Origin of the sequence: Pseudonocardia tropica (assembly GCF_040105315.1) — a bacterium.
Taxonomy (GTDB): domain Bacteria; phylum Actinomycetota; class Actinomycetes; order Mycobacteriales; family Pseudonocardiaceae; genus Pseudonocardia; species Pseudonocardia alni.
This window is the reverse complement of sequence record NZ_JBEDNP010000005.1, coordinates 261,084-274,758: the sequence shown is the minus strand read 5'-3', so window position 1 is coordinate 274,758 and position 13,675 is coordinate 261,084. Positions and strand designations below refer to the sequence as shown.

The window sequence follows — 13,675 nt, the reverse complement described above, 5'->3', positions numbered from 1 at the left end:
GGCGGGGAGGGTAGCCCAGCGTCCGCCGGGCGTCGCAGCGAGTCCCCCGATCATGCCGGGTGTCGCCCCGGCGCGAGCGCCGCCGGGCGCACTAGTGTCGCCCGGTGTGACGACGAGCGCCCGCACGCCCACGCCCGGTGCCGACCCCGCCACCGTCGGCGCGTGGCTGTCCACGGCCCTCGGCGACGAACGGTGGGGCGAGGCGCAGCTCACCTCGATCGGCGCCGGGCGGTCCAACCTGACCTACCGGGTCTCCTCCCCCGCCGGCGCGGTCGTGCTGCGTCGTCCGCCGGTCGGCGAGGTCGCCGCGACCGCCCACGACATGGGCCGCGAGCAGCGCGTGATCTCCGCGCTCGGGCCGAGCGCCGTGCCCGTCCCCGCGGTGCTGGCCGCCGACGACGGCGCCGTGCTCGGCGCCCCCTGCTTCGTGATGGAGCTCGTCGACGGCGTCGTGCCGCTCGACGACCTGCCCGAGGGCTGGGCGTCCACCGGGGCGCAGCGCCGCGCCGCGGGCGACGCGCTGGTGGACGTGCTGGCCGCGCTGCACGCCGTCGACCCGGCCGCGGCGGGCCTGGGTGACTTCGGTCGCCCGGAGGGCTTCATGGAGCGCCAGATCCGGCGCTGGGGCAAGCAGTGGGCCGCCGCCCGTGACGGCGCCGACGGCGCGGCCCCGGTCGACGCACAGGTCGAGTCCGAGCTCACCCGGCTGTCCGAGCGGCTGGCCGCCGACGTCCCCGCCGCGCAGCGGCACACCGTCGTGCACGGTGACTACCGGCTCGACAACTGCGTGTTCGACGCCGAGGACCCCGGCCGCATCCGGGCGGTGCTGGACTGGGAGATGTCCACACTCGGCGACCCGCTGGCCGACCTCGGGCTGCTGCTCGTCTACTGGAGGCAGGACGGCGACGACGCCGTCTGGTCCGCGGCCCAGCCGCTGGCGAGCCCGACCGGCCTGCCCGGTTTCCCGACGCGGCGCGAGCTCGTCGAGGGCTACACCGCGCGCACCGGCCTCGACACCGGTCCGCTGCCCTGGTACATCGGGTTCGGCGCGTTCAAGCTGGCCGTCGTGCTCGCCGGGATCCTGGCCCGCGTCCGGGCCGGGTCGGTGCCCGAGGAGATGGCCGAGGGCCTCGACGGGTCGGTCGGCCCGCTCGTCGCGCTGGGGCACCACGTCCTGGACGGAGGGTCGTTCTGATGCTTCCCACCCGAACCCGGGGCGACCGCCCCTACGAACGGCGCCGGACCCGCCCCATCCTGGTCACCACCGCGCTGCTGGCCGTGCTGGCCGTGGCCACGTGGGCGGTCGTGCTGGGCACCGCCTCGGACGGCTCGGCCTCGACGAACTGCCCGGCGCCGTCGGCGGGGACCCTGGCCGGCTCCGAGATCGACCGGGCCGAGCTGGACTCCGCCGCCCCGGACGCCCCGGACGCCGTCCGCTTCCAGGTCCTCAACGCCGGCGGACAGCGCGGGCAGGCCAACCTGGTGTCGGCCGAGCTCAAGGACCTGCAGTTCGGCGAGGCCGGGACGCCGGGCAACGACCCCGCGTTCCCGCAGGGGGACCTGGACTGCATCGGGCAGATGCGGTTCGGCCCGGACGGTGCGGCGGCCGCGTCGGCGCTGGCGCTCGCGCTGCCGTGCGTCGAGCTGATCCGCGACGCGCGGCAGGGTGCGGTGGTCGACGTCGTCGTCGGGTCGGCGTTCACCGACGTCGCACCGGGCCGTGCGGCCCGCGACGTGCTGGACCAGCTGTCCGCGCCGGGCACCGAGGGCGGTCCGCAGGCGGACCCGGGCCTGCTGGCCCAGGCCCGCGCGGCGTCCTGCTGAGCGGATCCGCCGGGCGGCTCAGACGGTGCCGGCGCCGCTGCGGCGGGCCAGGGCGGCCAGCTCGGCGGCGACCCCGGGCGCGGCGGCGAGGGTGACGTCGGCGCCGAGGGCGTCGCCGTCGACGGGACCGCGGACACCCGGGCTGCCCGCGACGTGCACGACGGCACCGGCCTCGGTCGCGATCAGCGCACCGGCCGCCCAGTCCCACCAGTTGCAGCCGTGCTCGAGGTAGCCGTCGAGCCAGCCTGCCGCGACCGCGCACAGGTCCAGCGACGCCGCACCGGCCCGGCGCACGTCGCGGACCTCGGGGAGCATCGCCGCGACCATCCGCGCCTGCCGGGCGCGCCGCTCGGCGCGGTAGGCGAACCCGGTGCCGACCAGGGCCTGGCCCAGCTCGGTGGTCGCCGCGGCGCGCAGCGGGCGCCCGTCGAGGGTCGCGCCGAGACCGCGTCCGGCCGACCAGAGCCGCCCGGAGGCGGGCTCGGACACCGCACCGGCGACGCCCTCGCCGTCGACGACGGCGGCGATCGAGATCCCGTACCAGGGCAGCCCGTAGAGGTAGTTCACGGTGCCGTCGATCGGGTCGACCACCCAGCGCGCCGCGGCGGCGTCGCCCGCGCCCTCCTCCCCGTACACCGGCTCGCCGGGGCGCAGCTGCACGAGCCGGTCCCGGACGAAGCGCTCCACCGAGGCGTCGGAGGCGGTGACGACGTCGGTCGGCGAGGACTTGGTCGTGACGCCGTCGTCGTGCGGTGCGGGCAGACCGCGCAGGTGCTCCGCGGCCTCGGCCGCGACCTGCTCGGCGACGGCGCGCAGGGTGGCGGGATCGCTGCTCTCGTGCGGGCTCACCACCCCATCCGACCACGTGCGGAGCCACCGGGACGCGCGGGGCGGCGTGAGGTGCGTCCCCCGGCCGGTACGCAGTTACAATGGAACGCGTATCCCGTCTCCGGGACGCGCGGCGACCACCATCGACGTCGGCGACCGAGGCGGTGACAGGACAGGACATCCCGGCCGTCGTGGCCTCGTCTCCCCCGACGAGCGCGCCGCGACCGGGCCGCGTAACGACTCCAGCGCACGTAGCGAGAGGGCCCAGGTGGCAGCCGCAGACTCCGCAGCACGCAGCGACTCGACCGTCGAACCGACGTCGGGTACCGCATCCCGCAGCCGCCGTACTTCCGGCACCACGAGCACCGCGTCGGCGACGACCGGCACCGCCAAGAAGCCGGCCGCACGCACCCGCAAGCCCGCCGCGGCGGGTGGCACGGTGACCAAGGCCGCGCCGAAGACCGGCCCGCGCAAGGCCGCCACGAAGAAGGCCTCCACCAAGAAGGCCGACGGCGACGAGCCGGACGCCGACGGCGACGAGGTCGTCCTCGAGGACGGCGAGGTCGACGCCTCGGACATCGAGGCCGATCTGGCCGAGGCCGCGAAGGAGGAGAACGCCGACGGGTCGTCCGACGACGATGACGACGACTCCGACGACGAGACCAACACCGGCAAGAACCGGGTGGCACCGACCACCCGGGCGTCGCAGCAGAAGTCGGCGGACTTCGTCTGGGACGAGGAGGAGTCCGAGGCCCTGCGCCAGGCGCGCAAGGACGCCGAGCTCACCGCCTCGGCCGACTCGGTCCGCGCGTACCTGAAGCAGATCGGCAAGGTCGCGCTCCTCAACGCCGAGGAGGAGGTCGAGCTCGCGAAGCGCATCGAGGCCGGCCTCTACGGCGCCGAGCGCATCCGCAAGGTGTTCGAGTCCAACGAGAAGCTGTCCCCGCAGCTGCGGCGCGACCTGCGCTGGATCGTGCGGGACGGCGAGCGCGCCAAGAACCACCTGCTCGAGGCGAACCTCCGGCTCGTGGTCTCGCTGGCCAAGCGCTACACCGGCCGCGGCATGGCGTTCCTGGACCTGATCCAGGAGGGCAACCTCGGCCTCATCCGTGCGGTCGAGAAGTTCGACTACACCAAGGGCTACAAGTTCTCGACCTACGCCACGTGGTGGATCCGGCAGGCCATCACCCGCGCGATGGCCGACCAGGCCCGCACCATCCGCATCCCGGTGCACATGGTGGAGGTCATCAACAAGCTCGGCCGCATACAGCGTGAGCTGCTCCAGGATCTCGGGCGCGAGCCCACTCCCGAGGAGCTCGCCAAGGAGATGGACATCACCCCGGAGAAGGTGCTGGAGATCCAGCAGTACGCCCGGGAACCCATCTCTCTGGACCAGACCATCGGCGACGAGGGCGACTCGCAGCTCGGTGACTTCATCGAGGACTCCGAGGCCGTCGTCGCGGTCGACGCGGTGAGCTTCACCCTGCTGCAGGACCAGCTGCAGTCGGTGCTGGCGACGCTGTCCGAGCGTGAGGCGGGCGTCGTCCGGCTGCGCTTCGGTCTCACCGACGGCCAGCCGCGCACCCTCGACGAGATCGGCCAGGTCTACGGCGTGACCCGCGAGCGGATCCGCCAGATCGAGTCGAAGACGATGTCGAAGCTGCGACACCCGTCGCGGTCCCAGGTGCTGCGCGACTACCTGGACTGACACCGGGCACGCGGCAGGACGCCCCGACCGATTCCCGGTCGGGGCGTCCTGCCGTCTCATCGCGGGGCCTGCTGCGACCGGGGCACCAGCTGATCGAGTCGCCGGCCGAGGACGACACCGACCTGCAGTTCCGCCGCGCAGGCGAGCAGGTCGTCCGCCTCGGGTGTGACGTCACCCCACTCCGACACCCAACCCTGCTGTTCGAGGCTGGACCGCAGCGCCTCGACGTAGTCGGCGTGGGACAGCTCCAGGTCCGCGACCCTCGCCGTCGTGGTGGCACGACGGGAGTTCAGGCCCCCGAAGCCGCGCCCGCACCCACATCCTCCGTCCGGATCGGCTTCGTCGCGTGAGCACGCCGGTGGCAACCACACCAGCTCACCCTCCACGCACCAGTGGTAGTCACCCGACCGTTCGCCCTGGGTGAGTGCCGTGGCCACCAGAACCTTCATCCGTCTCCCTCCGTCGAGCGGAGGGTGGCAGAACACACCGACGGTTCCGGCCGGACCGGGTGGACCGGGGGCGCGCTCCGCGCGGTGGTGCCACCGGCACCGCCCGGGGGCCCGGACGCGCACCCTCGGGGCGTTATCGACCGCTCCGGGTGGGCACGGCCCGATCCGGAGCGACCGGGCGATCGGGGGGGCGGGGCCGGGAAAACCGGGCGATTCTGTCGGGGGTCGCGGTTAACGTCGATCACCGACGGCGCCGGAGATCCCGTAGCGCGGTCTCGTCGGGGGTGTCGAGGGTGCGCGCGCTGTCATGGCGTCGGCTGGGTGGACCGGTGTCGGTCGTGGCGGTGGGCGCCGCGGTGGTGGCCGCGGTGGCGGAGGCGACGGCGGCGACCGTGGTGGGGGCGGTGGTGAGCGGGCCGACGGCCACCCTGGTCGTCGTGCTGGCCGCGCTGCTGCTGGGCGCCGCGCTGCTGGACACCCTGGGCCGGGTCCTGTTCTCCGGGGTGGTCGGGCGCGCGGAGGGCGGGCTCCGATCGGACCTCGTGGGGTCCGCGCTGGCCCAGCCGCTGCCCGCGCTGGAGGACCAGGCGGTCGGTGAGCTCCTCGACCGGGTCGACGACGACTGCCGCCAGCTCGCCCAGCTCATCCGGCGGATCGGCTGGGAGACCGGCCGCGCGCTGCTGCGCTCGGTCGTCGCGTGGATCGTCGCCGGGCTGGTGTTCTGGCCGGCGTTCGTCGTGTTCCCGCTGGTCGCCGCCGTGATCGTGCTGGTGGCGCGGCCGTTGACCCCGCAGATCGCGCGGGCCAAGGTCGCCGAGGAGACGGCCTGGTCGGACCACGCGGCGCAGCTGGAGGAGGCGGTCGCCGGGCAGGACGACGTGCGCACCTCGCTGGGCCAGCCGCACGTCGTCGCCGGGTTCGCCCGCCGGGCGGCGACGGTCGTCGCGCGCACCCACGAGGTGTGCCGGATCGCGACCCGGCTCGGGCTGCGGACGGGCACCGTCGCGCACGCGCTGCTCGGGGCGCTCGCGCTCGGCGGGGTGTGGCTGGTCGCCGGCGACCCGGGCGGGATCGCCGCACTGGTCACGCTGTGGCTGCTGGCCACCGCGTTCGTCGGGCAGATCGACGCGGTCGTCGACCGGATGCCCGACATCCAGGCCGGTCTGGGCGCGCTCACCCGGGTGTCGTCGCTGCTGGAGACCGAGCGGGAGCCCGAGGGCGGCCGTCCGCTGCCGCCGGGGCCCGCGTCGGTGGAGCTGCGCGGGCTGACCGCCGGATACGCCGACGGGTTCCGCCTGGGCGGGATCGACCTGACCGTCCCGGCCGGGACGACATGCGCACTGCTCGGCCGCACCGGCTCGGGGAAGTCGACGGTCACCAAGGTGCTCTCGCGCGCCGTGGAGCCGCCGCGCGGGCAGGTGTTCCTGGCCGGGGTCGACGTGCGCGACCTGGACCTGGAGGGGCTGCGCCGCGGGGTCGGCGTGGTCACCCAGCGCACCGAGATCCTGGCCGCGACGCTCGCGGAGAACGTCACGCTGTTCGACCCGGCGGTGCCGCGCAGCGCGGTCGAGGCCGCGACGGCCGCGCTGGGGCTCGACGAGTGGGTCGAGGCCCTGCCCGACGGACTGGACACCCGACTCGGCACCGGCGGGATCACGCTGTCCTCCGGCGAGGAGCAGCTCGTGGCGTTCGCCCGGCTGCTGGTGCGCGACGTCGCCGTCGTCGTGCTGGACGAGGCCACCGCGCGAATGGACCCGCGCACCGAGGAGCGGGTGACCCGCGCCTCGCGGGCGCTGCTCGCGGGCCGCACCGGGATCGTCGTGGCGCACCGGCTGTCGACGATCCGCCGCGCCGACGCCGTCGCGGCGCTGTCCGACGGCCGCCTGGTCCAGCACGGTGCACGGGAGCAGCTGGCCGCCGAGCCGGGCCGCTACGCCGACCTGCTCGCCGCGGACCGGTCCCTGCCCGGGTCCACGGGAGCCACCGGGTCGGTCCGGACGGGGCCCACGGCGGCGCAGCCCGAGGGAGCCGTCGTCGACCCGGGGTCGCCGCTGCTGCACCGGGCGGTCCGGCGCGCGGTGCCGCCCGTGGACCCGGTGCCCGCTCCCCCGTTGTGGCGGGTCGTGCTGCGGCTGGCGCTGGCCCACCCGCGCTGGGGGCTGGCCGGCGGGTCGATGTTCACCCTCGCCACCCTGGGCTCGGCCACCGGTGTGCTCACCGGCTGGCTGTGGGGGCTCGTCGTCGCGGGGCTGGAGGGCGGCGGCACGCCGTGGGGGCCCGCCGTCGCGCTGACGGTGGTGCTGATGCTGTTCCCGGTGTGGATCGCCGTCGCCTTCCGCACCTACCCGCGCTGGTGGTCCGCGACGACGCTGCGGCTGCGGCTCGGGGTGCTCCGCGGGCAGACCATGCAGCGGCGTGGTCCGCGCTCCCCCGCGGGCGAGGTCGTGGCGCGGGCGCTGGACTCGGACCGGATGATCCTCTACGTGGACCGCTGGGTCGACGTCACCAACTCGGTGATCGTCGTCGTGGTGGCCGGGCTGGTGGCGGCCGACGTGCGCGCGGCCGCCGTCATCGGCGGGTTCCTGCTGGTCTGCGCGGGCGTCGCGGCGATCGGGGCGCCGTTCGCGGGGCGCTCCGGGCGGGTCGCGGCCGACGCGCGGGCCCGGTTCGGCACGGCGCTGGGGTCGGTCCTGGAGTCGGTGCGCACGGTCAAGCTCGCCGCCGCGACCGGAGCGCTGCGGGCCCACCTCGCCGCCGTCGACGGCGACCGGGTCCGGGCCACGGTCCGCGAGTACCGGGTGCGCACCCTGCTCGACGGTGTCCCCGGTGTGCTGCTGCAGGGCACGGTGGTGCTCACCTGGTCGCTGTACCTGGCCGGGACCTGGCCGCTGGCGACGGCGCTGCTGGTGTCGACCACGCTGAACGGGGCCGGGTTCCTCGGACAGGTGTGCGCGGCCGCGGTCACCGAGGCCCCGATCGCGCGGCGCTGGCTGCGTGCCGTCGCCCCGTTCGCGGGTCCGGCGGACCTGACCCGGCTGCCGCCGGGGGTCGACCTGGCCTCCGGGGCCGCGCCGGCCCCGGAGCCGGTCGAGCGCGAGCCGCTGCGGCGGCTGAGCCTGGAGAAGGTCGCCGCCGTGCACGACGACGGCACCGTCGGCGTCGAGGGTGTGGACCTCGACATCGACGCGGGCTCGCTGGTGCTGGTCACCGGCCAGGTCGGGTCGGGCAAGTCCAGCCTGCTCGCGGGCCTGGCCGGGCTGGTCGGGCACGAGGGTGTCATCCGGTGGAACGGGCGCGCGGTCGACGATCCGCAGATGTTCCTGCGTCCCGGGCAGGTCGCCTACGTCGGGCAGGTCCCCCGGGTGCTGTCGGGCACGTTCGGCGACAACATCGCCCTGGGGCACGACCGGCCGGTGCAGGACGCGGTCGGCGACGCCCGCCTCGACCGGGACGTGGCCGCGGCGGGCGGGCCGGACGCCGTCGTCGGGCACCGGGGCATCCGGCTGTCCGGTGGGCAGGTGCAGCGGGTCGCGATGGCCCGGGCGCTGGCGACCGGCGCCGAGCTCATCGTCGCCGACGACGTGTCGTCCGCCCTGGACGTCCGCACCGAGATCGAGCTGTGGGCGGCGCTGCGCCGCCGCGGCAGCACCGTGGTCGGCGCGAGCACGAAGCGGGCGGCGCTGGCCCGGGCGGACCGGGTGGTCGTGCTGGACCGCGGGCGGGTCGCCGACGAGGGCACCTGGGACGAGCTGTCGGCGCGCTGGTCGCACCTGGCGGGCTGAGCCGGGCCCCGGTCGCCGTGGGGCGGCCGGGGCGGCGGTTCAGCCGCAGTGGTTCTCGTGCCCGGTGTGTGCGGCGTGCTCGACCTGCAGGGTGGAGTGGTCGAGCCCGAACCGCTCGCGCAGCACGTGCCCGGCACGGTCGAGCACCGAGGAGTCCCCGCAGTGCGCCGAGACCTCCTCGTCGACGACGACGTGCGCCGACATCGCAGGGGTGCGGTCGTTGATCGCCCACACGTGCAGGTCGTGGACGTCGGCGACGCCCTCGACGGCCAGCAGCGCCGCCTTGACCTCCTGGGCGTCGATGCCCTTGGGCGCGCCCTCCAGCAGGACGTGCGCGGCCTCGCGCAGCAGCGACACCGCGCGCGGGAGGATCAGCGCGACGATGAACAACGAGGCGATGGTGTCGGCGTAGGGCCAGCCGGTCGTCATCAGCACGACGGCGGCGGCGAGCACACCGACCGAGCCGAGCGCGTCGCCGAGGACGTGCAGCATGGCCCCGCGCATGTTCATGTTGCCGCGGTCGCCGCCGGCCAGGACGGCGAGCGACACCAGGTTCCCGACCAGGCCGAGCACACCGATGACCAGCAGCGGCAGGCCCGGGATCTCGGCCGGCTCGAACAGCCGCTGCACCGCCTCCACCCCGACCCACACCACGACCGCGACGAGGGTGAGCGCGTTCAGGGCGGCGACGAGCACCTCGGCCCGGCCCATCCCGTAGGTCCGCGACGTCGTCGCCGGGCGGGCGGCGAGCACGCTGGCGATCAGGGCGGCGACCAGCGCACCCGCGTCGGTCAGCAGGTGCCCGAGGTCGGCGAGCAGCGCCAGCGAGCCGGTGTACACCGCACCCGCCGCACCGAGCACCGCGGTGACCAGCGTGACGCCCAGCGCCGTCGCCAGCCGGCGGCGGTCGGTGCCCGCCCCGGCGTGCCCGTGCCCCGAGCCGCCTCCGTGACCGTGTCCGTGACCCATGCCGGTCACCATACATGCACGTATTCGCATGCGATAACCCGCGACGGGTGGTGGGTCAGGAGACGGACAGCACGTCCCCGGCGACGTCGCGGCACACCGCCCAGCCGTACCCGACGCCCCGCTCGGCGGGGTAGGTGGTGAGCACCGCCAGCGCCCGGTCCTCCCAGGTCAGGACGCAGTGCACGTTCCACCCGTCGGCACCGTGCAGGGTCCAGCCGTTCTTCTCCGCGACGGCCCCGGGCAGCGCGGGGCGGACACCGGAGCGGCCGTCGGGGGTGACGGCGTCGAGGTCCGCGAGCAGGGCGTCCCCACCCGGCCACGCCGGCGAGCGGTCGCGCACGCAGGCCAGGATCCGGGCCGCGTCGAGCGCTGTGACCTGCGTGTAGGACCACCACCCCGGCCGCGACGTCGACACCTCCACCCCGCACTCCGGCCCCAGCCGCGCGGTGCTCGCGTCCCCGCCGAGTGCGCGGTAGAGCCGTTCGGCGGCGTCGTCGTCGGAGGCGCGCACGGCGGCGGAGATGTCGGCGCGCCGGTCGGCCGGCACCGGCCGGCCCGCCTCCGCGGCGGCACGCAGGGTGTCCGCCGCCAGCCACGCCTTGATCGTGGACTCGGCCTCGGAGCGGTGCGTCGCGGCGTCCGCCGAGCCGGTCCACCGGCCGTCGTCGGTGTCGAGCAGCGCCCAGGACAGGATGAGGCCGTCCTCGCCCTCCCGGTCGACGAGCAGCGAGCCCGGGGCGAGGTCGAGCGGGTCGGCGGTGGCGGAGCCGGTCATCGCCGCGAGCAGCTCGCGCAGGGTGCCCGGACCGGCGGCCCCGCCGCCACCGTCGTCGCCGCCCGCATCGCCGCCCCCGTCGGGGCCCGACGGGGCGCTCTGGTGCAGCGCGGGACGCACGACGGGGCCGGCCGGGGTGACACCGGCCCCCCACAGCGCGGGCACCGCGACCGCCGCGGCGACGGCCACGGCGGTCACCACGCGGGAGCGGGAGAACCGTCGACGGCGTGGTGCAGGTCCGGACACGGCCCCTCCGGTCGGGGACGGCCGGACGGCCGCCCCGCCATCGATGGCGCACCACCGGACTGCGATCCGGACAGGGAGGACGGAGGGTTCACACAGGATTTTCAGGATGTGGCGCGCGCCCCGCCCGGCACCGCACCCCGTCACCGTCATACCGTGCCGCAACGATCGATCGACCGACGACGAGTGGGGGTGGCTAGTGGGCTGGACGCGCACGATGCCGGTGGAACGGATCCTGGCCCGGAGCAGATCCGGTGACGGGTCCGAGGACGGCGGCGGCGACGGTCGGGGCACGCCGCTCAAGCGCACGCTCAAGGCCCGTGACCTGGTCGGTTTCGGTGTCGGCATCATCATCGGTACCGGGATCTTCACCCTGGCCGGGGTCGAGGCCCAGCAGCACGCGGGGCCCGCGGTCACGCTGTCGTTCCTGATCGGCGCGGTCGTCGCCGGGCTCGCCGCCGTCTGCTACGCCGAGCTGGCCTCCTCGGTCCCGACGGCGGGCTCGGCCTACACCTACGCCTTCGCCACCCTCGGCGAGGTCTTCGCCTGGATCATCGGCTGGGACCTGCTGCTGGAGTTCGGCCTCGGCCTCGCCGTCGTCTCGCGCAGCTGGTCGGGCTACCTGGCGTCGCTGTTCGGGCTGCCGACGGAGTGGTTCGGGGAGGACGCGACGGTCAACGTCGGCGCGGTGCTGATCATCGCGGTGCTGACCGTCGTCGCGGTCGCGGGCATCCAGCAGTCGGCGCGGCTGACGAACCTGCTGGTCCTGGTGAAGCTCGCGGTCTGCGTGCTGATCCTGGCCGTGGGCGTGTTCTACATCGACCCGGCCAACCTGCAGCCGTTCATCCCGCCGGCCCAGGCGCCCGAGGGCGGCGGCTCGGTGTTCACCCAGCCGATCATCTCCGGGGTGTTCGGGCTCGCGCCGACCGTGTTCGGCGTCGGCGGCATGCTCACCGCGGCCGCGGTGGTCTTCTTCGCCTACACCGGGTTCGAGGCGCTGGCCAACCTCGGTGAGGAGGCGAAGCGTCCCAACCGCGACCTGAAGATCGGTCTGCTCGGCGCGCTCGCCATCTGCGCGGTGCTCTACGTCGGCGTCTCGCTGGTGCTCACCGGGATGGTCCCCTACACCGAGATCGACACCGGCGCCCCGCTGGCGTCCGCGTTCGCCGGCGTCGGGCTGCCGTGGGTGGGCGCACTGATCGCGCTCGGCGCGGTCACCGGGCTGACCTCGGTGATGATGGTGGAGCTCGTGACGATCGGCCGGATCGGCTTCGCGATGGGTCGCGACGGTCTGCTGCCGAAGGCCATCGGCACCGCGCACCCGAGGTGGGGCACCCCGCACCGCATGACGATCATCGGTGGTGTCGTCTGCGCGGTGATCGCGGCGTTCACCCCGATCACCGCACTGGCCGACATGGTGTCGATCGGCGCGCTCTCGGCGATGATCATCGTGGCGATCGCGGTGCCGGTGCTGCGCCGGACCCGCCCCGACCTCGACCGGCCGTTCAGGGTGCCGTTCTCGCCGGTGGTGCCGGCGATCACCGCGATCGCGTGCCTCTACCTGATGCTGAACCTGAACCTGGACACGTGGATCCGGTTCGTCGGCTGGCTGCTGCTCGGCCTGGTGGTCTACGCCGTCTACGGGCGCAGGCACTCCTTCCTCGCGCGCGAGGAGCGGGAGGGCTCCGGGGCCGGGCGGGACCGGGACTGAGCCGGCCCCGCCGGGCCGCGGGTCAGCGCTGCAGGGCCTCGCGGGGGGTGATCTCCCCGCGGGCCAGCGCCCGGCGGACCCGGCGGGCCGCGGTCAGCCTGCGGCGGACCTGGCGGACCGGCTCGACCTGCGTCGCACGGTGCAGACGCTCGTTGAGCCGGCCCTGGTCCTGCCGACGGTCGAGCAGCGACCAGGAGAAGGCCAGCGCGTCGTCGGCCCCTTCGAGGCGCTCGGGAACGGTCTCGAACCACTCCATGCTCGCCCGGGCCATCCGCTGGATGGGCGCCATCGCGGCGCGACGACGCGCGTCGTACCCGGCGAGGGCGGCCTCGACGTCGTCGGTGCCGCGGGTGCCGCGCGGGTACAGCTCCTCGGCCAGCGCGATCGAGTCGGCGACGGCGAGCACGGTGCCCGAGCCGATGGCGAAGTGCGTGGTGTGGGCCGCATCGCCGGCGAGGACGACGGTGCCGTCGCACCAGGACATGTTCCGGACCTCGCGGAACTGCAGCCACGGCGAGGACCCCATGCCGGGCGGGGCGATCAGCGAGTGCCCGTCGAGCGAGCGGGCGAAGACGCCCTCGAGCATCCGCATGGCCTCGTCGGGCGTCGTCGTGTCCAGCCCCAGGCCCGTCCAGGTCTCCGGCGTGCACTCCACGATGCAGGTGCTCACGCAGTCCGCCGCGGGGTAGGCGTGGAACCAGATCCAGCCGGCGCGGGTCTTCTCGAACGCGAAGGTGAACGGCCGGAACGGCTTGCTCGTCCCGAACCACACGTAGCGGTTGGAGCCGTGGGCGACCCGCGTGCCGAAGGCGTCGGCCCGGGCGGCGCGGATCGCGGAGCCGACCCCGTCGGCGGCGACGACGACGTCCGCGTCCGCGGTCAGGGGGTCGTTCGCGGTGTCACCGTCCGCGGCGACGGCCGTGTCGAACATGAGCTTCACGCCGACCTGGCGGGCCCGCTCGGCCAGCACCTCCAGCAGCCGCGCGCGGCCGATGGAGTAGCCGTAGCGGCCGCCGAGGTGCACCGGGCGTCCGGAGACCTCCACGACCTGGGAGTCCCACACGTGCGACGCGGCCCGCACCTTCTCGGCGCCGAGGGGGTCGGTGCGGAAGAGCTCGTCGAGGATGTCTTCCCCGAGTGTGACCGCGAAGCCGGAGGCCGTGCCGGGCGCGTTGCGCTCCGCGAGGACGATCTCGTCCTGCCCGCCCGACCGGAGTCGGGCCAGGATCGAGAAGTAGAGACCGGCCGGTCCACCACCGACGACCACGATCTTCACACCGGACCTCCATCGGATGCCATCGATCTGCAACGCAACGACCCTACGAACGTGGCCGGCCTGTGTGGACACCGGGTCCGACCACGATCGGCGACGGTGCGCATGCCGTC

General features: G+C 74.9%; 10 protein-coding genes. 5 read left to right on the top strand and 5 right to left on the bottom strand.

Annotated elements, in window-relative coordinates:
* Positions 1-106 precede the first annotated feature (106 nt).
* Both WHI96_RS11135 and cei read left to right on the top strand, forming a co-directional pair.
* A complete protein-coding gene (locus tag WHI96_RS11135) occupies positions 107-1,195 on the top strand; it encodes a phosphotransferase family protein (protein ID WP_345654714.1) in 1,089 nt (362 codons plus the stop codon).
* The gene (gene cei, locus WHI96_RS11130) at positions 1,195-1,824 is read left to right on the top strand and encodes an envelope integrity protein Cei (protein WP_345654711.1); all 630 of its coding nucleotides are present in this window, start codon (positions 1,195-1,197) and stop codon (positions 1,822-1,824) included. The genes WHI96_RS11135 and cei overlap by 1 nt, the downstream gene beginning before the upstream one ends.
* 18 nt (positions 1,825-1,842) lie before the next feature.
* On the opposite strand, the gene WHI96_RS11125 is transcribed toward cei, so the two are convergent.
* The gene (locus WHI96_RS11125) at positions 1,843-2,673 is read right to left on the bottom strand and encodes an inositol monophosphatase family protein (RefSeq protein WP_345654708.1); all 831 of its coding nucleotides are present in this window, start codon (positions 2,671-2,673) and stop codon (positions 1,843-1,845) included.
* 247 nt (positions 2,674-2,920) lie between these two features.
* Here WHI96_RS11125 and WHI96_RS11120 point away from each other — a divergent pair, with 247 nt between their 5' ends.
* Positions 2,921-4,360: an RNA polymerase sigma factor gene (locus WHI96_RS11120; RefSeq protein WP_425571738.1), complete on the top strand. Its 1,440-nt coding sequence runs from the start codon at positions 2,921-2,923 to the stop codon at positions 4,358-4,360.
* 56 nt (positions 4,361-4,416) lie between these two features.
* On the opposite strand, the gene WHI96_RS11115 is transcribed toward WHI96_RS11120, so the two are convergent.
* A complete protein-coding gene (locus tag WHI96_RS11115; protein ID WP_345654706.1) occupies positions 4,417-4,809 on the bottom strand; it encodes a DUF7715 family protein in 393 nt (130 codons plus the stop codon).
* A gap of 293 nt (positions 4,810-5,102) precedes the next feature.
* On the opposite strand from WHI96_RS11115, the gene WHI96_RS11110 reads away from it, so the two are divergent.
* The gene (locus WHI96_RS11110) at positions 5,103-8,591 is read left to right on the top strand and encodes an ATP-binding cassette domain-containing protein (protein WP_345654703.1); all 3,489 of its coding nucleotides are present in this window, start codon (positions 5,103-5,105) and stop codon (positions 8,589-8,591) included.
* Between the two features lie 39 nt (positions 8,592-8,630).
* On the opposite strand, the gene WHI96_RS11105 is transcribed toward WHI96_RS11110, so the two are convergent.
* The gene (locus WHI96_RS11105; protein ID WP_345654701.1) at positions 8,631-9,560 is read right to left on the bottom strand and encodes a cation diffusion facilitator family transporter; all 930 of its coding nucleotides are present in this window, start codon (positions 9,558-9,560) and stop codon (positions 8,631-8,633) included.
* A 55-nt stretch (positions 9,561-9,615) separates the two neighbouring features.
* Positions 9,616-10,533 (bottom strand): hypothetical protein, encoded by a 918-nt coding sequence (locus WHI96_RS11100; RefSeq protein ID WP_349302370.1) that lies wholly within the window; start codon positions 10,531-10,533, stop codon positions 9,616-9,618.
* Positions 10,534-10,795: 262 nt separating this feature from the next.
* Between WHI96_RS11100 and WHI96_RS11095 the strand changes: the two genes are divergently transcribed.
* Positions 10,796-12,289 carry an APC family permease gene (locus WHI96_RS11095; protein ID WP_425571737.1) on the top strand — a complete coding sequence of 498 codons (1,494 nt, stop codon included), beginning with the start codon at positions 10,796-10,798 and terminating at the stop codon, positions 12,287-12,289.
* 22 nt (positions 12,290-12,311) lie between these two features.
* Here the strand turns inward: WHI96_RS11095 and WHI96_RS11090 are convergent, their stop codons facing one another.
* Positions 12,312-13,565: an FAD-dependent monooxygenase gene (locus tag WHI96_RS11090; RefSeq protein ID WP_345654692.1), complete on the bottom strand. Its 1,254-nt coding sequence runs from the start codon at positions 13,563-13,565 to the stop codon at positions 12,312-12,314.
* Positions 13,566-13,675: the final 110 nt, after the last annotated feature.

Excerpts from the sequence above, each read along its gene's own strand:
- WHI96_RS11095 (WP_425571737.1), top strand. The coding sequence starts at position 10,796 with ATGCCGGTGGAACGGATCCTGGCCCGGAGCAGATCCGGTGACGGGTCC.
- WHI96_RS11115 (WP_345654706.1), bottom strand. The coding sequence starts at position 4,809 with ATGAAGGTTCTGGTGGCCACGGCACTCACCCAGGGCGAACGGTCGGGT.
- cei (WP_345654711.1), top strand. The coding sequence starts at position 1,195 with ATGCTTCCCACCCGAACCCGGGGCGACCGCCCCTACGAACGGCGCCGG.
- WHI96_RS11105 (WP_345654701.1), bottom strand. The coding sequence starts at position 9,560 with ATGGGTCACGGACACGGTCACGGAGGCGGCTCGGGGCACGGGCACGCC.